Source organism: Pedobacter sp. UC225_65 (assembly GCF_042698365.1).
Lineage (GTDB): Bacteria > Bacteroidota > Bacteroidia > Sphingobacteriales > Sphingobacteriaceae > Pedobacter.
Window position 1 is genome coordinate 739,540 of sequence record NZ_CP170550.1, and the last position, 22,937, is coordinate 762,476.

General features: G+C 40.3%; 16 protein-coding genes. 14 read left to right on the forward strand and 2 right to left on the reverse strand.

Annotated features, from left to right (window positions below):
* Positions 1–143 precede the first annotated feature (143 nt).
* The 13 genes from ACFJIZ_RS03870 to ACFJIZ_RS03930 all read left to right on the forward strand — a co-directional run bounded on the left by ACFJIZ_RS03870 (position 144) and on the right by ACFJIZ_RS03930 (position 18,675).
* Positions 144–4,178 carry a hypothetical protein gene (locus tag ACFJIZ_RS03870; protein ID WP_379090823.1) on the forward strand — a complete coding sequence of 1,345 codons (4,035 nt, stop codon included), beginning with the start codon at positions 144–146 and terminating at the stop codon, positions 4,176–4,178.
* Positions 4,109–4,630 carry a hypothetical protein gene (locus tag ACFJIZ_RS03875; RefSeq protein WP_379090825.1) on the forward strand — a complete coding sequence of 174 codons (522 nt, stop codon included), beginning with the start codon at positions 4,109–4,111 and terminating at the stop codon, positions 4,628–4,630. The genes ACFJIZ_RS03870 and ACFJIZ_RS03875 overlap by 70 nt, the downstream gene beginning before the upstream one ends.
* A 20-nt stretch (positions 4,631–4,650) precedes the next feature.
* Complete coding sequence (locus ACFJIZ_RS03880) at positions 4,651–9,276, forward strand: beta strand repeat-containing protein (protein ID WP_379090827.1); 4,626 nt, start codon at positions 4,651–4,653, stop codon at positions 9,274–9,276.
* A complete protein-coding gene (locus ACFJIZ_RS03885; RefSeq protein WP_379090829.1) occupies positions 9,266–10,057 on the forward strand; it encodes a hypothetical protein in 792 nt (263 codons plus the stop codon). The genes ACFJIZ_RS03880 and ACFJIZ_RS03885 overlap by 11 nt, the downstream gene beginning before the upstream one ends.
* Positions 10,047–12,035 carry a DUF11 domain-containing protein gene (locus ACFJIZ_RS03890; RefSeq protein WP_379090831.1) on the forward strand — a complete coding sequence of 663 codons (1,989 nt, stop codon included), beginning with the start codon at positions 10,047–10,049 and terminating at the stop codon, positions 12,033–12,035. The genes ACFJIZ_RS03885 and ACFJIZ_RS03890 overlap by 11 nt, the downstream gene beginning before the upstream one ends.
* The gene (locus ACFJIZ_RS03895; RefSeq protein ID WP_379090833.1) at positions 12,007–13,203 is read left to right on the forward strand and encodes a tandem-95 repeat protein; all 1,197 of its coding nucleotides are present in this window, start codon (positions 12,007–12,009) and stop codon (positions 13,201–13,203) included. The genes ACFJIZ_RS03890 and ACFJIZ_RS03895 overlap by 29 nt, the downstream gene beginning before the upstream one ends.
* 2 nt (positions 13,204–13,205) lie before the next feature.
* Positions 13,206–14,135 carry a type IX secretion system membrane protein PorP/SprF gene (locus ACFJIZ_RS03900; RefSeq protein WP_379090835.1) on the forward strand — a complete coding sequence of 310 codons (930 nt, stop codon included), beginning with the start codon at positions 13,206–13,208 and terminating at the stop codon, positions 14,133–14,135.
* Between the two features lie 11 nt (positions 14,136–14,146).
* The gene (locus ACFJIZ_RS03905; protein WP_379090837.1) at positions 14,147–14,368 is read left to right on the forward strand and encodes a hypothetical protein; all 222 of its coding nucleotides are present in this window, start codon (positions 14,147–14,149) and stop codon (positions 14,366–14,368) included.
* Positions 14,349–15,104 carry a hypothetical protein gene (locus ACFJIZ_RS03910; protein WP_379090839.1) on the forward strand — a complete coding sequence of 252 codons (756 nt, stop codon included), beginning with the start codon at positions 14,349–14,351 and terminating at the stop codon, positions 15,102–15,104. The genes ACFJIZ_RS03905 and ACFJIZ_RS03910 overlap by 20 nt, the downstream gene beginning before the upstream one ends.
* Before the next feature lie 86 nt (positions 15,105–15,190).
* Positions 15,191–16,246: an OmpA family protein gene (locus ACFJIZ_RS03915; protein WP_379090840.1), complete on the forward strand. Its 1,056-nt coding sequence runs from the start codon at positions 15,191–15,193 to the stop codon at positions 16,244–16,246.
* Positions 16,247–16,933: 687 nt separating this feature from the next.
* On the forward strand, positions 16,934–17,716 hold the full coding sequence (locus ACFJIZ_RS03920; protein ID WP_379090841.1) for a helix-turn-helix domain-containing protein: 783 nt from the start codon (positions 16,934–16,936) through the stop codon (positions 17,714–17,716).
* Positions 17,717–17,932: 216 nt separating this feature from the next.
* A complete protein-coding gene (locus ACFJIZ_RS03925) occupies positions 17,933–18,151 on the forward strand; it encodes a LytR/AlgR family response regulator transcription factor (RefSeq protein WP_379090843.1) in 219 nt (72 codons plus the stop codon).
* An 8-nt stretch (positions 18,152–18,159) separates the two neighbouring features.
* Entirely contained in the window at positions 18,160–18,675 is a 516-nt protein-coding gene (locus ACFJIZ_RS03930; protein WP_379090845.1) for a LytR/AlgR family response regulator transcription factor, read from the forward strand.
* A 19-nt stretch (positions 18,676–18,694) separates the two neighbouring features.
* Here ACFJIZ_RS03930 and ACFJIZ_RS03935 read toward each other — a convergent pair whose 3' ends face one another.
* The gene (locus tag ACFJIZ_RS03935) at positions 18,695–18,871 is read right to left on the reverse strand and encodes a hypothetical protein (RefSeq protein ID WP_379090847.1); all 177 of its coding nucleotides are present in this window, start codon (positions 18,869–18,871) and stop codon (positions 18,695–18,697) included.
* Positions 18,872–18,984: 113 nt separating this feature from the next.
* Here ACFJIZ_RS03935 and ACFJIZ_RS03940 point away from each other — a divergent pair, with 113 nt between their 5' ends.
* The gene (locus ACFJIZ_RS03940) at positions 18,985–20,079 is read left to right on the forward strand and encodes a sensor histidine kinase (protein ID WP_379090849.1); all 1,095 of its coding nucleotides are present in this window, start codon (positions 18,985–18,987) and stop codon (positions 20,077–20,079) included.
* On the opposite strand, the gene ACFJIZ_RS03945 is transcribed toward ACFJIZ_RS03940, so the two are convergent.
* Complete coding sequence (locus ACFJIZ_RS03945) at positions 20,036–22,873, reverse strand: thiopeptide-type bacteriocin biosynthesis protein (RefSeq protein ID WP_379090851.1); 2,838 nt, start codon at positions 22,871–22,873, stop codon at positions 20,036–20,038. The genes ACFJIZ_RS03940 and ACFJIZ_RS03945 overlap by 44 nt on opposite strands.
* Positions 22,874–22,937: the final 64 nt, after the last annotated feature.

Consider the following 22,937-nt stretch of genomic DNA (forward strand, 5'->3'; position numbering starts at 1 on the left):
TTCATGAATGCTTTTATATCTGATTGTAAGCCACTGTGCGCTTCAATCGGTATCTGTTTATTAACGTTCCCCTGTGTTAAAAGTTGTGTTTCAGGTAATCATTGCCAGCATTTTTAATCCTTCTTTAGTCAAACCATATTTTTATGATTAAAATTTTACGTATCTATTTATTTGTTGCAAGTTTAATCCTAGTTGGTGCTTTTAGCGCCAATGCGCAGAACTGTACCATTAATGCAGGCCAAGACAGGGTAATTTGTCCGGGTACATCGTTTATATTAACAGGTGCCGCAACAGGAAGTTTTGCTGAAACTGCGGTATGGACACAGATTGCAGGTCCAGCTGTTACCATATCTACTACTACTGTAGCAGGTGGGGCAGCAACTGCAACAGTTTCAGGCTATTTGCAAAATGTAGATTATACCTTTAGGTTAACTGCAAAATGTACCGATGGTTCTCCGGTATTTGATGATGCCATTTATAAGGCTTCAGACCTTACTGTGGCTAATCTAGGTCCAGATAGGGTAGAGTGCCCAGGCACCATTACCTTGGTTGGTAACCCATTAAAGCCAGGAGAAACAGCATTATGGGAAGTGATCAGCGGAAATCTTCCAGTGCCCTCGCCAGCTACCTCTGCAAGCGCATCGGTAACTTTGCCTACAAGTGGTAACAGCGTTGGAGTAACGGTATTTAGATATACGATTAAAAATGGCAGTACAAATTGTACTTCATCTGATTTGATTGAAGTAAGGAATTTGGGAGGGGTGTTTCCTGTAACTGCAGTATCGCCACTTAATGCAAGCTGTTATACGTTGACAGCTTCAAAACAACTTTCAGCATCTTATGGTGGTGCAGGTTTTGGACAGCAAGGAACATGGTCATTTATTAGTGGGCCAAGTACTCCATCTTTTGCAAACATACATGATAACAATACAACGGTTAGTAATTTATCACAAGGTACATACGTAGTACGTTGGACGGTTGTTGGTCCTTGCAGTACAGGTTCTGCAGATGTAACGATCAACGTAGACCCTCCTTCACAAGATGTTACTCCAGCAGGCTCTCCAACAATGATCTATTGTGATGGGAGAACAACAACCATACTCAATGGCGTTAAACCGCTTTACACAAATGAAACTGTACAATGGACTGCTGCAGCTGGTAACCCAGCCGGGGCAACCATTCATTCGCCGACTTCTGCTACAACAACCATCACCGGTTTAAATGGAAGCAGCAATTATAACTTTAACTATACCATTACCAATACGGTAACGGGTTGTTCCTCTTCAGGTACTTATAGCATAAGATACACCGTTCCTCCTGCAATATCAATTACACCCACAAGCCCTCAGATCTTGGCATGTGAAGTAGGTCAATTGGCAGTTCCATATACAATTAGTGGTGGAAACTTAACCCAATGGGCATTGATCAGCGGTCCTTCAGATTCACAGATTGCGGCTGATGATCCATTTGGTGTTTACATGACTGCAGCTAGTTCGATACAGAACATTATCGGTTTAGATAAAATTGGTACATATGTAGTACGTTTTAGAAGAACCAGTGATAACTCTTCTGGAGGTTGTGTTGATGCTTATGCTGACTTGAGCATAGTAGTCTCAAAAACACCATATCAGGCAGTTGGGGGTACCAACCAATTTTTGGTTTGTGGTACAGTGAATGCAACCTTGGCAGGTAACGCTGCACAAGTAGGAGACTCTGGTAGCGGTCAATGGAGCCAAGTAAGTGGCCCTAATACAGCAGTTATTGCCAATAAGTTTTTAAATACCACCGCAATCTCAAACTTGGTAAGCGGTGTTTATATATTTAGATGGATTGTAACTGGTGGTGCTGGTTGTCCAAATACACAGGATGATGCAAGAGTAATCGTTGCATCACAACCCACTGTAGTTAATGCAGGTGCATCAATCAATGCTTGTTTTGGTACACCGATCAAACTAGATGCCAATGTGCCAGAACGAAGTGAAACTGGTACTTGGACCGTATTTTCGCAAAGCCCTGCAGCACCTGCAAGCACCATTTCATTTTCTAATGTTAATGATCCAAAAGCAACAGCTACCGGATTTTTGGCCAATAAAACTTATGTATTAAGATGGACCATCAGCAATGCTTGCGGAAGTATCTTTAATGACGTAACCATCAATACTGATAATACCAATGGCCCTAAACAGGCAATTGCTGGTGCAAACATGTGTTTTACTGCAGCCACAACAAACTTTAACCTAGCAGGAAATGCACCTGCTGTAGGTGAAACAGGAACTTGGACGTTATTGCCTGGTGCCCCGAATGTGCCAACGTTTAACGCCAGTTTATTTAATACAGCTGTTAGTGGAGCAACCGTAGGTACTTATACATTTGAATGGAAGTTGGAAAGAGGAAGTTGTGTACCTACTAGAGATACAGTAGTTGTTACCATTGCCGGACCAACAACAGTAGCCACCATAACAGGAGCGCCACAACAAAATGTTTGTAGTTTAGCTCCTTTAAGTCTATTGGCAAATCAGCCAGCAGCTAACGAAACAGGCTTATGGACACAGGTTGAAGGACCAGGTGGAGCCGTAATCAACAACCCAACAAGTTACAATACAGCTAATGTAACTGGTTTGATTGAAGCGCGTTATAAATTCCGTTGGACCATCAGTAACAGTGCTTGTTCTAGTAGTTCGGCAGAGATTACCTATAATATTGGAGAACCGCCTACTACAGCCAACGCCGGTACCAACCAAACACTTTGCGATGTAACCACAGCCACACTGGCCGCCAATGTAATTACTACAGGTACAGGTTTATGGTCTGTTGTAAGCGGACCAAGTACACCAGTTTTTGCTAATGTTTCCAGCCCAACATCTACCATCAGTAACCTTGAGTTAGGAACTTATGTATTGACATGGAAAGCAACAAACGGACCTTATTGTGCACCATCAACAAGTAACGTAACGATCACTATTGGCCAATCGGCAAAAGCAGGAGCCGACCAAACTTTATGTAATGTTACAAGTACAGTATTGATCGGTAATGATGGTAGTACAGGTACTTGGACACAAACAGCCGGACCAGCGGTTACCATTACACCAAATTCTAATAATACAGCTATAGTTACTGGCTTAACAGCCGGTGGTAATTATACTTTCCAATATGCCATTACTGTGGGTGGATGTGGAACTGCTACAGATCTAATGAATGTTACTGTAAGTGGACCTCCATCAACAGCTGATGCAGGCCCTGATCAAGAAATCTGTACAACAAGTGGTACTACAGCAAATATAACGGCGGTAGCTCCAGTAATAGGTACAGGTGCTTGGAGTTTCTTAAGCCAACCATCTGGAGGGGTGGCAACTATTGCTTCGTCAACAACGCCTGCAACCACAGTTAATAACTTAAGTGTACCAGGGGTTTATATATTAAGATGGACTGTAAGCAATGTAAATTGTAGCGGTACACAGTCTAATAATGACGTGGTGAGGATTACCGTATATCTACCACCAACAACGGCCCAACCAATGCCTGCACAAACTAGTGCTTGTCAAGGTGGGGTTACATTAACAGGTACAACTCCAGTAATTGGTGTAGGTACTTGGACTTATGTAAGCGGTGGTACCAATCCTGGTAACATTGTGATCAATGCACCAAACTCGCCAACTACAACTATATCAGGTTTAGATGTAGCGCCAGGCAATCCATATATCTTTAAATGGACCATCGCCAATGGTGTATGTGCTTCTTCTTCTCAGAATGTAAGTGTTAACGTAGTTGATGTTAGCCCAAGTCAGGCAAATGCAGGTGTAGATGCAGAAGTTTGTACAGCAGCAATTGGTGGCACCGGAACAAAAACCTTAACAGCTACGGCTGTGGTAGGAGGTACTGGAACATGGTCTGTAGTAAGTGGACCAAACAGTCCAACATTTAGCAGTTTTAATGATCCAGTAGCAAATGTGAGCAACTTGATTAAAGGCACATATATCCTTAAATGGAAAATAACCAATACAAGTGGATGTACTACTGAAGACCAAGTAAGCCTTGTGGTATTTGACCACCAAGTGTGGCAGATGCGGGCGATGCAACAGCATCATTCTGTTTGTACGCTCCAGTTCAGTTGGCAGCAGTTGCACCAACTTCTGGTATTGGAACCTGGACAACCTTTTCTAAACCTGCTGGTAGTGTAAATCCGGTATTTAGTTCGGTAAATGCAAACAATGCTACTGTTGGTGGTCTAGAATTAGGTACTTATGTTTTCCGTTGGACAACCTCTAATGGACCTTGTACAACTTACCAGGACGATATTACCGTAACAATTCAAGACTGTCAGGTGGCCATTGCAAAATCAGCAGGAACCCCTGTACAACAGGCAAACGGCAGCTATAATGTAACTTTTACTTTTAAAGTTAAAAATACAGGGACAACAGCATTAAGTACTGTTCAAGTGAAGGACCAATTGAATCTTACCTTCCCTTCTCCTAAAACCTTTACCAAGGTAAGTTTAAATGCAACAGGCTCACTTACTGCTAATCCAACATTTAATGGTACTGCCGATCAAAACTTATTAACTCCTGCAAGTTCAGCACTTGCGGCAGGTCAAGAAGAGACCATTACCCTTGTAGTTAACGTAATCTTATAATCACTGGAGAACTGTATAAAATGAAGATCGCAAAATTATTTTTAAAGTATACAGCAACGGTGTTGCTATTCATGCTAATTAGTAGGGGAAATGCAAGTGCGCAGGTAACCTATAACTCAAAAAATACAGCTACGGTAACAGCCGTAGCTCCCGGAAATGTTCAAGTTACCGATATTTCCAATGCAGGTACAACCATTGTCCGTTTAAATGGAGATGAAACCCCGGTTATTTTCCCAATGATTGGTTTGGCCAAAACAGTGGGTACACCCACAATCCAAAGCAATGGAACCTATAATATAACTTATACACTTAGGGTAAGAAACTATAGTGGTATCCCTTTAAAAAACATCCAGATTACGGATGATCTAGCTACCGCATTTCCATCACCTGCAACATTTACCATGGTAGGAGTGGTTACCAAACTAAGTTCAAGCACAACTAATGGTTCTGGAGCAATAGCGGTAAATACCAGTTTTAACGGAACTACTGATAAAAATCTATTGAATCCCGCAACGAGTTCGTTGATAGGAATGCCAAATCCGGCAAGTGGTACAGCTTATTATGCAAGTATTAGTTTTACGATCAATGTAAATCCTAATGGAAATTATACTACCTATAACAATACAGCTACAACAACCGCAATTACAGATACACCAGACCCTGTTAACGTAACTGATGTATCTCACAACAATACGAGCCCTAATAATGGCGACAATACCAAAACACCATTGTTTTATAATACGCCAACACCTGTAAACTTACAGACTTCAGATATAAGGGTCATCAAAACAGTAGATAACCTAACCCCTAAAGAGGGCGATAATGTAGTATTTGAAATCAAGGTAAGAAACTTGGGTGCTGGTAATGCAGCTCCTGTTGTGGTCTCAGATATCTTGACATCAGGCTTCCAATATGTAAGCGATGATGGCGCAGGAGCATATGTTTCTGCCACGGGTACTTGGTCTGTTGGTATTTTGAACGTTGGTGCGGCTAATGAGAAGACATTAAAGATCACTGCTAAGGTTGTTCCAAATAGACCGATTGGTGATTATGTAAATACAGCAAGTAATAACCATCCACAAGATCCAGATCTGACAAATAATACATCAACGGTAACTTTGACTCCAGTACCTGCTGCCGATTTAAAAATTACCAATACCGATGGCAAAACGCAATATGTTCCGGGTACGAGCAATACTTATACCATGGTGGTTACCAATGACGGACCAAGTAATGTGACAGGTGCAACAGTAACCAATACACTGCCAGCAGGAGTAACAGGTACGTGGACTGCCGTTTATACAGGTGGTGCTACTGGTACAGCCAATGGAACCAATAGTATTTCTGAGGCGGTAAATATGCCATCAGGATCAACCATTACCTATACATTTGTAGTGAATGTGCCTAGTGGTACTACAGGAAATTTTGTAAATACTGCAACAGTAGCGGTACCTGCAGGAGTAACCGACCCAACGCCAGCAAATAACACGGCAACAGATACCGATACCCAAAACAGTACAGCCGATTTAAAAATTACCAATACCGACGGTAAAACACAATATGTTCCAGGTACAACCAATACCTATACGATTGTGGTTACCAACGACGGCCCAAGTAATGTTACAGGTGCAACGGTGGCCAATACGCTTCCAGCAGGAGTAACAGGTACATGGACTGTGGTTTATGCAGGTGGTGCAACAGGTAATGCAAGTGGTACAGGTAGCATCTCAGAACTGGTAAATATGCCAAGTGGGGCTACAGCTACTTATACTTATGTTGTAAGTGTACCGAGCAGCTATACCGGGAGCTTTGTAAATACTGCAACAGTAGCAGTACCTGCAGGAGTAACCGATCCAACGCCTGCAAACAACATAGCGACAGATACAGATACACAAAATAGCGTTGTCGATTTAAAAATTACCAATACCGATGGTAAAACGCAATATGTTCCGGGTACAACCAATACCTATACCATGGTGGTTACCAACGATGGTCCAAGTAATGTGACAGGTGCAACGGTAGCCAATACATTACCAGCAGGAGTTACTGGCACATGGACTGTGGTTTATGCAGGTGGAGCAACAGGTAATGCAAGTGGTACAGGTAGCATCTCCGAATTGGTAGATATGCCAAGCGGTGCTACAGCTACTTATACTTATGTTGTAAGTGTACCAAGCAGCTATACCGGAAACTTTGTAAATACAGGTACGGTTACAGCCCCAGCAGGAGTAACCGATCCAACTCCAGCAAACAACACGGCAACAGATACCGATACCCAAAACAGTACGGCCGATTTAAAAATTACCAATACCGATGGTAAAACCCAATATGTTCCGGGTACAACTAACACCTATACGATGGTGGTTACCAACGATGGTCCAAGTAATGTGACAGGTGCAACCGTAGCCAATACATTACCAGCAGGAGTTACTGGCACATGGACCGTGGTTTATGCAGGTGGAGCAACAGGTAATGCAAGTGGTACAGGTAGTATCTCCGAGTTGGTAGATATGCCAAGCGGTGCTACAGCTACTTATACTTATGTTGTAAGTGTACCAAGCAGCTATACCGGAAACTTTGTAAATACAGGTACGGTTACAGCCCCAGCGGGAGTAACCGATCCAACCCCTGCAAATAATACCGCTACAGATACTGATACCCAAAACAGTACGGCCGATTTAAAAATTACCAATACCGATGGTAAAACCCAATATGTTCCAGGTACAAGTAATACCTACACCATGGTGGTTACCAACGATGGCCCAAGTAATGTTACAGGTGCAACAGTAGCCAATACGCTTCCAGCAGGAGTTACAGGTACATGGACCGCAGTTTATACAGGCGGTGCAACTGGCGCAGCCAATGGAACCAACAGCATCTCTGAGTCAGTTAACATGCCATCAGGAGCAACGATTACCTATACTTTTGTAGTTGATGTGCCAAGTGGAACAACAGGAAACTTTGTAAATACGGCTACGGTTACAGCTCCAGCAGGAGTAACCGATCCAACTCCAGCAAATAATACAGCAACTGATACCGATACCCAAAATAGTATTGCTGACCTAAAGATTACCAATACCGATGGTAAAACGGAATATATTCCAGGTACAACAAATACCTACACCATTGTTGTAACGAATGATGGGCCAAGTAATGCACCAGGTTCAACGGTAAGCAATACGCTTCCTGCGGGAGTTACTGGTACATGGACTGCAGTTTATACAGGTGGAGCAACCGGAAACGCATCTGGTACAAATAGTATTGCAGAAACCGTTGATATGCCTGCTGGAGCTACGATAACCTATACCTATATTGTTAGTATTCCTAGTGGTTACACAGGCAACTTTGTAAATACAGCTACTGTAGCCACTGCTGTAGGTATAACAGACCCAACACCTGCTAACAATACAGCAACTGATACAGATACGCAGAACAGTGAGGTAGATCTGAAGATCACCAAGACCAATACCTTGGCAGGCAAATATATCCCGGGTACCAATGTGGTTTACACCGTAACAGCAAGCAATGCCGGAAGGAGTGACGCGATAGGTGCACTGGTAGAAGATACCATGCCTACAGGTACAACTGGTAGTTGGACTGCAGTGTACAGTGCAGGCGCTTCAGGTACTGCGGCCTCTGGAACAGGCAACATCAGCCAGACAGTGACCATTCCGAAGGGTGGTACAGTTACTTATACCGTAACCGTTGTGGTACCATCAGGCCGTACAGGTAACCTTTACAACAAGGCTACCATTACCAAACCTGTAGGTTCTACTGAAGTGGGTACAGATCCTAACGAGGCTGAGGTGACCGATACACAAGACAGCAAAGCTGACCTAAAAATCACCAACACCGATGGTAAAATACCATATATTCCAGGTACAACAAATACCTACACCATTGTTGTAACGAATGATGGGCCAAGTAATGCACCAGGTTCAACTGTAACCAATACGCTTCCTGCGGGAGTTACAGGTACATGGACTGCAGTTTATACAGGTGGAGCAACCGGAAACGCATCTGGTACAAATAGTATTGCAGAAACCGTTGATATGCCTGCTGGAGCTACGATAACCTATACCTATATTGTTAGTATTCCTAGTGGTTACACAGGCAACTTTGTAAATACAGCTACTGTAGCCACTGCTGTAGGTATAACAGACCCAACACCTGCTAACAATATGGCTGTAGATACAGATACGCAGGCAAGTGAGGTAGATCTGAAGATCACCAAGACCAATACCTTGGCAGGCAAATATATCCCGGGTACCAATGTGGTTTACACCGTAACGGCAACCAATGCCGGAAGGAGTGATGCGATAGGTGCACTGGTAGAAGATGTAATGCCTACGGGTACAACAGGCAGCTGGACGGCAGTGTACAGTGCAGGTGCTTCAGGTACTGCGGCATCTGGAACAGGCGACATCAGCCAGACAGTGACCATTCCGAAAGGTGGCACGATCACCTATACCGTAACCGTTGTGGTACCATCAGGCCGTACAGGTAATCTTTACAACAAGGCTACCATTACAAAACCTGTAGGTTCAACAGAGGTAGGTACAGACCCTAACGAAGCAGATGTAACCGATATCCAAGACAGTGAGGTAGATCTGAAGATCGACCAAGACCAATACCTTGGCAGGTAAATATATCCCGGGTACCAACGTGGTTTATACCGTAACGGCAACCAATGCCGGAAGGAGTGACGCGATAGGTGCATTGGTAGAGGATGTGATGCCTACGGGTACAACTGGCAGCTGGACAGCAGTGTACAGTGCGGGAGCATCGGGTGCGGCAGCCTCTGGAACGGGCAATATCAGTCAACTGGTAACCATTCCGAAAGGCGGCACAATCACCTATACCGTAACCGTTGTGGTACCATCAGGCCGTACCGGTAACCTTTACAACAAGGCTACCATTACCAAGCCTGTAGGTTCGAACGAAGTGGGTACAGACCCTAACGAAGCAGATGTAACCGATATCCAAGACAGTGAGGTAGATCTGAAGATCACCAAGACCAATACTGGTGGAGGTAAATATATCCCGGGTACCAACGTGGTTTACACCGTAACAGTAACCAATGCTGGACGAAGTGATGCGATAGGTGCACTGGTAGAAGATGTAATGCCTACGGGTACAACAGGCAGCTGGACAGCAGTGTACAGTGCAGGCGCTTCAGGTACTGCGGCATCTGGAACGGGTAACATCAGTCAACTGGTGACCATTCCGAAAGGCGGCACGATCACCTATACCGTAACCGTTGTGGTACCATCAGGCCGTACAGGTAATCTTTACAACAAGGCCACCATTACCAAGCCTGTAGGTTCGAACGAAGTGGGTACAGACCCTAATGAAGCAGATGTAACCGATATCCAAGACAGTGAGGTAGATCTGAAGATCGACCAAGACCAATACATTGGCAGGTAAATACATCCCAGGTACCAACGTGGTTTACACCGTAACGGCAACCAATGCCGGAAGGAGTGACGCTATAGGTGCACTGGTAGAAGATGTAATGCCTACGGGTACTACAGGCAGCTGGACGGCAGTGTACAGTGCAGGTGCTTCAGGTGCGGCAGCCTCTGGAACGGGCAACATCAGCCAGACGGTAACCATTCCGAAAGGTGGCACGATCACCTATACCGTAACCGTTGTGGTACCATCAGGCCGTACGGGCAACCTTTACAACAAGGCTACTATTACCAAGCCTGTAGGTTCGAACGAAGTGGGTACAGACCCTAACGAAGCGGATGTAACCGATATCCAAGAAAGTGAAGTAGATCTGAAGATCACCAAGACCAATACTGGTGGAGGTAAATATACTCCAGGCACTAATGTGGTTTACACCATAACGGCAAGCAATGCCGGAAGGAGTGACGCGATAGGTGCATTGGTAGAAGATGTGATGCCTACGGGTACAACAGGCAGCTGGACCGCAGTGTACAGTGCAGGAGCATCGGGTGCGGCAGCCTCTGGAACGGGTAACATCAGTCAACTGGTGACCATTCCGAAAGGCGGCACGATTACCTATACCGTAACCGTTGTGGTACCATCAGGCCGTACAGGTAATCTTTACAACAAGGCTACCATTACCAAGCCTGTAGGTTCGAACGAAGTGGGTACAGACCCTAATGAGGCAGATGTAACTGATACCCAAAACAGCATTACTGATCTTAAGGTAACCAAAACAATCAGCAGCATGGCACCAGAAGCAGGTTCAGCAGTTACTTTCAAAATAACAGTAGTTAATGGAGGTCCAAGTGATGCGTCTGGGGTTAAGGTAACTGATTTATTGAAATCGGGTTATACTTTCTTAAGTGCAGTTCCTTCAGTAGGTACTTATAATGCAACAACTGGTATTTGGACAATTGGTAACCTTATCTATAACCAAACGGTTGATTTGACTGTAGTAGCTAGAGTTGTACCAGATGCATCAGCCGCAAATTATGTAAATACTGCTGTAGTAAGTGGAAATGAAACAGATCCAGTATCAACAAACAATACTGCAACAGTTAATCCAACTCCAGTACAAGTAGTTGATTTGGCCATTACCAAGGTAATTAACAATACAACACCTGATGTAGGCAGCGAAGTAACCTTTACCTTAAAAGTAAGGAATAACGGACCAAGTAGGGCTACAAATGTAGTTGTAAATGACCTATTAAAAGCTGGATATACATTTGTAGCAGCGACACCTTCAATAGGTAGCTATAATGCTGCAACAGGCTTATGGCAGATAGTTTCGCTGGAAGCTAATGATGAGGTAACCATCAACATCAAAGCAAAAGTTAATCCAGACTTAGCACCAAGTGCCTATGTAAATACAGCGACAGTTGCTGCTGACCAAGTGGAGCATATCACAAACAACAACACAGCTACGGTTTCTCCTATACCTGTGCCTGTTGCAGATCTTCAAATTGCCAAAACAGCATCTAGCAATACACCATCTATCAATACGAATGTAGTATTTACCTTAACGGCTACCAACAATGGCCCAAGTAGTGCTACTGGTGTTAGTGTAAGTGAGCTACTAAAAGCTGGATATACTTTTGTAAGTGCTACAGCATCAACAGGTACTTATAACAATGCTACTGGCATTTGGACTATTGGAAACTTGGCAAGTGGTGCTTCTGCTACTTTAAAAGTAACGGCCTTAGTAAAAGCAACTGGTCCGTATGACAATACGGCAACCATTACAGGTACAGAAAAAGACCCTATACCAGCAAACAATACCGTAACCATTACACCAGTGCCACAAGCAACCCCAATAGCGGTTAACGATGAAGTGAAGATATGTGGTGGTGGCAATGCAACAATAATCGATGTTTTAGCTAACGATCAAAAATCTGTTGCTGACCTAGAATCCAACAACTGTAGTGATCACCAAACAACCAACAAATGGTAGCGTTACGGTTAATACAGTTACCGGAAAAGTAACTTATATCCCTAATGCTGGTTATCTAGGTAATGATGATTTTAGTTATACCGTAAAAGATAAAAATGGAGGTACATCTAATGTTGCCAATGTAAAAATTAGCATTAACCAACCAATTATTGCAGTTAATGATAATGCAACTACCAATCCAAGTACGGCAGTTACGATTGATATCTTGGCTAATGACATCAAAAGATCATCAGATATTGTTCCAGGTTCTGTAATCATTACGCAACAACCTACAAATGGTACGTTAACCGTTGACCCATCAACAGGTAAGGCAACTTACACACCAAATGCAGGTTTCTTCGGAACAGATAGCTTCAAGTATACCGTAAAAGATGCAAATGGATGTGTTTCTAATGTTGCAACGGTAGAAATCAAGCTTAACGACCTACCAAAAATTGGTTTGGCCAAATCTGTAATGGCTGTTCAAAAACAACAGAATGGATCATACAATATTACATATCACTTTGTTGTGGGTAATTATGGTACAGCAGTGTTGAACAATGTAAGTATCAAAGATGACTTGAGACAAACCTTTAAAGGCGATGTATTCAGCGTGAAGAGCATTACTTCATTAGGTACAATTAAAGTTAATCCACAATACAACGGTAGTTCTAATACAGAAATGCTGTTGGCAGGTAATACCCTTGCTGTTGGAGAGGTTCAACATATTGAAATGGTAGTTAACATTACCTTAAGTGGCAATAAAGGAACCTATAATAACTCAGCTACCGCAGAAGGTACGTCGCCTAGTGGATTAAAATCGACAGATATATCAACAGATGGTCTGAAACCTGATCCAACAACACCTGGAGATGTAACGCCATCAGTACCTACACCGGTAGACTTGACCAAACCTGCTGAATTTATTCCTGAAGGTTTCTCTCCAAACCAAGATGGAACGAATGACACCTTCGTGATCAGAAATACAGGTAATAAACGCATTTCACTAGAAATCTATAACCGTTGGGCAAATAGAGTATACAGAAGTGCCGATTATAAAAATGATTGGGCCGGACAAAGTAATGAAGGAGTTCGTGTGGGTAGCGATTTACCTGAAGGAACCTATTTCTACATTATAATAATTGATGGAAAAGATAAATATGTGGGTTCTATTACATTAAAACGATAATTATGAAAAAATATATAACATTTGCTTTATTGTTGATAGCTGCTGCTGCAAATAAACTATATGCGCAGCAAGAAGCAATGTACTCGCAGTACATGTTCAATACACTTGCCATTAACCCTGCCTATGCAGGAAGTAGGAATGTAACTTCGGCTACTGCCTTATACCGTAACCAATGGGTGGGCATTAACGGAGCACCAGAAACCATTACTTTCTCTATTGATGCGCCCGTTAACAGTAAAAAGGTAGGTCTCGGATTACAGGTCTTTAATGATAAGATCGGTATTACCAAAACTACTGGGGCATTTGCAAGTTATGCCTATCGTATACGTCTGCAAAAAGGAACATTGGCCTTTGGTCTACAAGCTGGAGCTAGCCAGTACAGGGCCGACTTCCAGAATGTTTTGCTAAGTCCAGACCCATCAAACGATTTGGCCTTTAGCCAAAATGTAAACAAGGTTTTGGTCAATGTAGGGACTGGGGTTTATTACAATACCGATCGTTTCTATATCGGATTATCTTCTCCACAATTGCTCAACAATAAGCTCACCAATTTTACGGTAGAAGGCAATAACGTATTTAATGGTCAAGCACTCCACCTATTCTTTGCAACAGGCTATGTTTTTCCACTTTCTGACGTGTTTGCACTTAAACCTTCTGTATTGGTAAAAGGTGTAAAAGGAGCACCAATTGAAGCAGATCTAAATGCTGCCCTATGGATCAAGGATGTATTTGCAATTGGCTTGCAATACCGTACCAAGGCAGACATGTCTGCAATGATAGAAATTCAAGCGAGTCCACAGATACGTTTGGGTTATGCCTACGATAGAAGTTTAACAAAATTGGTACAGTACAACTCTGGAAGCCACGAGATCATGTTGCGCTATGAATTTGGTTTCGAAAAAGGAAAGATATTATCTCCTAGATACTTTTAATATTTTAAGACATGCAGGTCAGAAAAAATTATTTAGCTGTTATGATTGGTTTGTTGCTGCTTCCATTTGCAATGCAAGCTCAACAAAAAGCTAATATCGCTCCATTGATAAACAAAGCAACTAAGGAATATACTTCACTTAGATATGTGTCTACCATCCAATTGTTAACGCAGGCCTTAAAGAAAGACCCAGATCGATCTAGTTGCCAAAGAAATGATGGCCAACAGTTATAGAAAGATCAAAGATTACGATAACGCAGCACTTTGGTACGCACAGTTAAATACAAGTAAAGAATTGAAGCCAGAATGGGCCCTGCAATATGCAGAGGTGTTGGCCAATCAACAGAAATATGCAGAATCAGAAAAATGGTATCAAAAATACCAGGCATTGGTAACCACAGATGCCAGAGCAGCAGCATTTGCAAAAGCCTATCCATCTATCAGCACTTTGACAAAAGACCAAGGGCAGTTCAAAATCAGCTATACCGATCTGAATACGGTTAATTCTGAATATGCACCAGCTTTTTACAAAAATGGCTTAATCTTTAGCAGCAACCGCAACCGCTTTGAAGTCACAAAAACCATTTTCGGTTGGGATGAAACTCCATTTACAGATTTATACGTTGTAGATCAATTGAGTGACATTAAAGCTGTAAATACAGATAGCTTGATCAAAGAGGTTCGTCGCGATTCGTTAAAGCTGAGAAAGCTGTATAAGGTCAATGACGACGATACACGCCCAACCAGTAACGATAGTAAAGTTTTGGGTAACCTCAGCTTACCATATAAGGAAGATACGCTTGGTCAACTATTTGTACTGAACCAAAAAGCCAAATTGGTAGGGGGTAAGATCAATACCAAATACCACGAAGGACCTGCAGTTGCATTGCCTGATGGATCGTTGATATTTACCAGAAATAATGTGATCAATGGTAAAACTGCAAAAAGTAAAGAAGGATCAATAAATTAAAACTATATACTGCAACTGGTGCAAATTGGGACAATATTGAAGCTTTCCCTTATAACAATGATGAATATTCTGTTGGCCATCCTGCTGTGAACAAACAAGGTACACTCCTTATTTTCGCTTCTGATATGCCAGGAGGTTTTGGCGGGGTAGACCTATATTATAGCAAAAGGGCAACACTGACCGAAGCTTGGTCTAAACCAGTAAATATGGGTAAAACTGTAAATACTGAAGGTGATGAAATGTTTCCGTCGATCAGTGCAGATAGCATTTTGTTCTTTGCGTCAACAGGTCATCCTGGTTTAGGTGGACTGGATGTTTTTCAGATTGGGTTAAAAGGAGAAACGGTACAAGGCGTACCATTGAATTTAGGTGCACCAATCAACTCTTCAGTTGATGATTTCGGATTGATCAGGTCTGATAACGGTAAGATGGGCTTTTTTACTTCGAACAGGAGAGGAAATGACGACATCTACAGTTTTGTAGGAGAGAAAAAGGTTATGGTTGAAAAACCTGTATTTGCTTTAGAAGGACTAGTGCTGAACAAAGAAACAAATGCACCGATAAAAGAAGCAACCGTTACCTTAACCGAACCTAATACCGGGCCAGTTAGTGTAAAAACAGACATCAATGGAGCCTTTAAATTTAAGCTGGCAGAAAAATCTGATTATGTACTAACGGGTGAAAAAGCTGGTTTTATGAAGGCAACGGACTACGTAACGACCAATGGATTAACAAAATCTGAGGTACTTAAAAAGAACCTTTACATGAGCGAGATCATCATTGGTAAAGCCATCAAAATAGAGAATATATTTTACGATTTCGATAAATATAACATCAGACCAGATGCAGCAATCGAATTAGACAAACTAGTAACCGTGTTAAAGGAAAATCCAAGCATCTGGATAGAACTAGGTTCGCATACCGATAGTAGAGGTAATGATCTATATAACCTTAAACTATCGCAGAACCGTGCCAACTCAGCGGTTGAGTACATCATTAGTAGGGGAATAGCAAGAGAACGCATTACCGCTAAGGGCTATGGCGAAACAATGTTGGTCAATAAATGTTCAAACGGTGTTAAATGTACAGAAGAAGAACACCAAATGAACAGAAGAACAGAGTTTAAGATCGTTAAACAATAAAACAGATTAGTATACAAGGTCGAACATCCCTATAATCATCCCACAATGTAAAACCGCTTATTTCGATAAGCGGTTTTTTTTGTATAAAGATTTCAAAGAAAAAAAACGCCAAAAAGGGTTTAGTCCTGAGAATCGACCGTTCTGTCCTGAGATTTGACCATTATGTATAAGAAATTATAAAAAATAGACTACATTTTGCACCTTACACATGGTTATTAATATTTGAGCGTTTGTAGACCCGTTTTCTATTCCCTGTCTTCTGTGGGACAGGGAAAGATAACGGACTAATCCAGAAACAAACCAATAACCAGTTCCCATTAGTTTCTTGGTTCCCAATATATCCCAATATGATCTATATTGACCCAATTAGGTCTTATTCGCATTTAGGTTATAGAAAGCAACCTGTGGTCTGCTTAGGTTTTTTGTCCTGAGAATTTGGCATTCCGTCCCGAATCTGAACCATTCTGTATAAATCATCAATTTCAAAAGCCAAATCCGATTTAGTCCTGAGAATTTAGTATGCTGTCCTAGATTGGAGCGGTTTTGTATAAAAAATCAACTTAAAAAGTCAAAAAGGGTTTTGTCCTGAGAATTTGCCATTCTGTCCCGGATTTGAACGGTTCTGTATAAATAATTAGGTGTCTACTATAGATGGAACTACCTTGTGTTGATCTAGTTTTTATAATTATGATAAAGATTAACAAAATAACAAGAAAACAATTTGTAGATGAAGACCTTGTTTGTGCTTATCCATTACGGATTTTTATACTAGAAAAAGGTTTCGGATTGATTAGGATAGATGGTCAAGAGTTGGATTTCTTAGCTGGAAGGGTATATTTTATTCCAAAAGATGCTTCTTTACAAATAAGAGGTTTTATTTCAGCAGCTTATTTGATATCAATAGACCAGTTGTTATACCAGACTTTTACATTCCAAAGCCACTTTAATCCACAGATACACCTGTTTAATAGCGCTAGTAATATATTCGATTTAGCTTGGGGTAGTTTAGAAAAAATTTCACCTACCATGAAAAAATTAGAGATCGAATTAGAGAATGGTGGTGATTTCGAGCATTTAAACCAGTTGTTTTCATTGTTGTTGATTGATTCTAATCCTTATCCTTATTATAGTTTGGCAAATGAACAACTTTCTTTTAAAGAAGCGATCATGCAAAAACTCGAATATCTTATAGAAGATAATTTTAAACGACACCGTACAAGTGATTTTTATGCCAAGGAAATGGGCCTATCATCAAAAGACCTGAACCTGATCTGTAAAAAGATGACAGGTAAATTGGTAGTTGATCTGATCATGGAAAGATTGATGTTTGAGGCAGAATATCTATTGTTAAATACCCAAAAGCCTGTTAAATCTATTGCAAATACACTTGGTTTTTTTGAGTCATGGGATTTTGCCATCTATTTTGAAAAACTTAGAGGAAAAACACCCTTCGCTTATCGAGGCAAATAATATAAATTAAGCGCTCCACCTATGTAAAATGGTCATCCTTTTGGGATGGCTATTTTTTTGATTCAACTTTTGGTGAATCAATGTGTTTTTGAGAGAATGTCCTTATACGAAACCTCTCATTTTCGATACAAAAGCCGTAAATCTCAGGACTAAAATGTAATTTATTTTGAAAAATATTGGTTAATACCCTATATTTATTCAATTCCTAGATTAGATATGTATAGATGTGTAGTAATTGATGATGAATCTCATGCAATTGAAGGTATAAAAAAGTATATCGACAATGTACCAGAATTAAAGTTGGTTGCCTCCTATACCGATCCTTTGATTGCTTTAAAAGAAATAGGCGAAATAGGACCCATTGATTTGGTATTTCTAGATGTAGATATGCCAAAAATTACAGGTATCGAATTGGCTAAAGAATCAGGGGACTAACAAAAAAGTTGGTTTTTACTACGGCACACACCAAATATGCGTATGATGCCTTTAAAGCCGATGCCGACGATTACCTGCTGAAACCCTATTCGTTAGGACAATTTCTAATCTGTATCAATAAGTTGTTCCAGAAACAAGAACTGCAGAAAACCGAAGAGAAACCAAAAGAAAAAGCTGATTTTTTCTTTGTAAAAAGTAGAGAAGAAAGCCCAAAACTGGTTAAAATAAGTTATTCGGATATTTTAATGGTCGAAAGCAAGCGCAATTATATTTTAATTTACACTAAGAATAAACAAGTGCTGACCTATATGTCCTTAACTGAAATATCCAGCATATTGCAAGAACATTCCGATTTTATACAATTACAAAGAGGTTTCATCATAAAAAAAGATGCCATAGAATCAGTAGATGGCCATAGTGTAAAGATGGTTAATGGTATCGAACTGATTGTAGGCGAGCATTATAGAAAAGAATTTGCCACATTTATTGCAGATAAATGGTTAAGAACAGGGAAAACCAATTGATTTTCCCCGTTAGAAAATATTAATTTTGTTTTCCGAATGTTGTTGTTAAGACAGTTATTCCAGAAATACCAGAAGTATTTGAAGTTGTTACCGTCATGTTTGTAGTAGGCTCTGTTGGTTCATAGCCTTGTGCAGCACTGTGTTGTTTGTAAACGAAAAGTGTGCTTTGGTTGATTTTGAATGTTTTGCGTTTCATGATTTTTTAATTTTTTATGAAACATAGTGTAGTAATTACTTCAATAGAAAAATTTTATACAGAAAGGCTGTTTACCGATACAGAAGCCTTTATATACAGTACAAAAGGTATTTATGTCAAAAAGTATTAGATGGTTAAAAAGAAATAGATATGAGTTCATCGCATGGATTGGTTTCGTGTTTTACGAGACCATTTTAATGGGACTACTATTTAACCAATTTGTTAATTTCTTCATTTACTTTGCACATTATACAGTAATTGTTGTCTTTTTTTACATTCATGCAAATTATACACTCCCTTATACCCTAAAGAATAAAACAAGGACCATATTTCTTTTACCAGCTATAATAGTTGTACACATTACATTATACACACTTTCACATCGTTTGGTGGATATCGTTTTATTTGCATTAGATATTATCAAACCTGATTCTTATAATAAATTTGGTTCTGATTATATCCTTCGGAATATTTATAGAGGCCTTTACTTTTTGGGATTTTCTACAGGTTACTATTACTTGCGCAACTATTTCAAGGAAAGAAAAAAGACCGAGGAATTAGAGAGACAACGGTTAGAAGGTGTAATCCTCCAACAACAAACAGAACAAGCCTTAGCCAAGGCCCATAATGCTTTTTTAAAAGCACAGATCAATCCCCATTTCTTATTCAACACTTTAGATTTTGTGTACCATAATGTAAATGAACAATCTCCAGTAGCCGGAGAAACGATCATCAGTTTAGCACAGATGATGCGTTATGCAATAGACTCTGATAAGATGGGTGAATTTATTGAATTGGGCGATGAAATTGCACAGGTAGAAAACCTGATCTATTTATATCAGATTAGAAAGAACAATAAACTAGAAATCAGTTTAGATTATACACCAGAGGTAAAAGAAGTCAAGTTTATTCCGCTTATTCTACTTACACTGGTAGAAAACATCTTCAAACATGGAAACCTAACTACAGAGGGCCATGAAGCACAGATTACTTTAGCTATAGTAGAGGATATTTTTTATATGGAAACAGAAAACCTGATCAGTAGGAACATTAGTAAGATAAGTAATAACGCAGGTATCGCGAATATCGAAAATAGGTTGCGTTATGCCTATGGAGAAAATCTATCGTTTACTTACGGGCAAACGGAAGATAATCATTTTAAGGTTAGCATAAGTATGCCAATGACTGCTTTAAGCGTGCACGCTTAGCTTGTAATACCTTTAAAAAGTAATGGTATAAGATGGTTTCATGTTTGCGCTGCTCAGAATCAAAAAGTCTGTTAATGTGCATGTGGATCGACTCTGCCAACATTTTTTCTTGTTCGCCCACATTTGTACAGTTGTTAAGGATTTGATGGAGCATTTTTTGTCTGCTGTTTACAGATGGCATTGTCAACTGTTTTGAAGTATCATGTTCTCGTTTAAAATTGCTAAAATTGACGTTAACCTTTTTAAAAACTTCAATGTCCATTTTCATCTCTTCTGCAAAATTGTTGGCAATCCTTTTTACAAACTCGATCTGTTGGTCAATATTGTTGGTATAACCATCACAAAAAAACTGCATGGTCTCCAGGCCATAAAGATATAGCTGTGTTGGTGTTTTTGCTTTCCTTAATAAGACGAAGATCAGTTTGCTATCCAAATGGAAAAATTGCTCCACCAGTTCGATTCTCGTAGCACCGTAACGGTTGGTTTCACGGTAGTAGGTCTTGAGTTCGACATCCTTAACCATTTCTGAAAGTAACATCGGTTCGATCAAATTTTTAAATGATTGTAGCAGAATTGCGATAGAATCTATTTTTTTTACATTTAACCTTAAGCGGATATGATAAGCAGGATCATTATAGCGAATAAAAAACCAAAGCTTTAACAAAGATCGGTGTTGTTTCAAGAATTTTTGGATCTGCGCTAATAAAATGCTGTTACTTCGATAAGGATGACAATAGATCTCAAAATACAACCAATCTCCACCTGGTATTTTTACATCGGTTGCGGTTCTAAAATCAACAGCTCTACTGTTATGTTTAGGTACTGGATCATATAGTTGCTCCTTATGGTAATAATTAACAATGTATTGTGGAGCATAGCCCTTTTGCGTTTCATCCCTTATAAAATCTTCGCTTGCAACCAATGCTTCGGTAATATAGAGTTCTGATAGATTTTGCTGTTTCGAATAATTTAAAAAGGCTAAAAGGTCTTCTTTTTGGGCAGGGTCAAATGTTAAGGTAAGATCGCCGTTGCCCGCCTTAAATGGAAATGAGATTTGACGAAGACTTAACCAGTCTTTAAATTTTTTGATCATCTCCGCTATCGATTCTTCTTTTTTGGCTTTAAGGTAAGCAGTAGGTACAAGCCATTGCGCAGGCGCAACGATAACCTGTTTAAAATAAACCCTTGGATAATGTTGAAGACCAGGAAAGTACTCATTAAGGCTAAATTGAAGATGGCTTTGAATACCCTGATGTTGAAGGTCGCACAAAAAACGGTAGACTGCCAGATCAGATCGGGTATAGTTATAGGCCGTAGAAATTCTTGGCACCAATCTTTTGCCTAATTTTTTGGAACTCAGAATGATTTCATTTCTGTTAACAGCAATCATGATGTCATTGAGCTCAAGTGTACCAAGTGATGTTGGCCAACATAAAATTGCAAGTTCGTGGGTATAGCAGTTTTTCCTTCTATTTACGTTGTCTACATTCTTCTCTGCCTGATAGGCGATGTCGAAAAAAACAACGTCAGGATTTACCTCGTTTTCTAATGCTGCAATCTCTTTTCCATAAAGATGAAGTTTATTGCTGGCCAAAGTAAAACGTCCAAGTAGAGAATTGGCAGTGCAGCCCCCAATACTCTCGATAACTATCTTACTTTTATATTGATGGAACATGATACTAAAGGTATTGGGCAATGGGGCTATAAAATCAGCTTTGGGCAGTTCAAGGTCTGCCAGATTGATCTCTTCTCCAGAAATGATCTTGTTTAACAGTAAACTATGCAGTTTTGTATATTTAAACTGGCTTTGGCCGTTGTTTTTGATTTCGCCTTTTTTTAAAATAGCTATCTGGTCATTTGTACTGAATTGTTGTTCGAGATTGCCATATCCAATTCCAAATTCTGGATCCATGGCCATAGCCAATGGAATATGCCTGTCTTCGAACTTTTTCAAAAAGGCTGTTTTAAAGTCTTGCAGATTCGCCGAGGTTTGGATCGGTTTTAAAGATTGTAAACAATTGACCAAATCAGGTATCTCTTTCAGCTTCTTTTGATCAAAAAGACCATACAACTTACGTTCGGCCAGTATATAGTCTAGATGTTTGTTTTTTTTGCCAAAACCTGTCCGTTTAAAATAATCTTCACCAGTTATATTTGGGAAAAGGTCTGTTAAGATCAATTGTAGCGCAATCATTTGTTCAATTAAGTCTTTACTGCTTGCCTCGTCCATGTCAAATTCAGCTTGTAGTTGGCCATACAGGTCAATGAGGTTTGTTTTTACCTTACAGACATCTAAAATCTTTTTGAGCTCATCGAAAGAAAGAACAGATGCCAATTGAAACTGACCATTTTTAAAACAGATATACCTTATTTCTTCTCCTGCTTCATATATCGTCGAATTGCTGAAAACAAAGTTTGAGCGGTCTAAAATATCCTTAAAATCAAGGTAAGTATCCTTTTCGCTCCAGTCTGTAAATTTGTGCTCGATCATATCAGCTTGTAGTTGTACATCTGCTCCGCTACCATCTTTTAGATATAGCCAAGAAAATGAAGCAAAAGAACCGAAAGGCGTTGCCCTGTATCTTGATCGGTTATAATATTTCCAGATGGTAAATTGTATCTTTTCATTTAACTGTGCAATCTCCGTTGCCTGTTTATCGGCAATCAGCTCGTAGAATGTTGGGGACGAAGTTTTGATCTTTTCTTTGAGTTCTTCCCATACATCGGTCAATGTATTCGCAACTGGAAAGGCTGGGGTACGGCAAATCATCAATCTGAATGGTGTAATTTTCATGTTTTCGTTTTTTTGTTATCAATTATAATGTCTATCTAATAAAGCAATGCCAAGTTTTACCTGT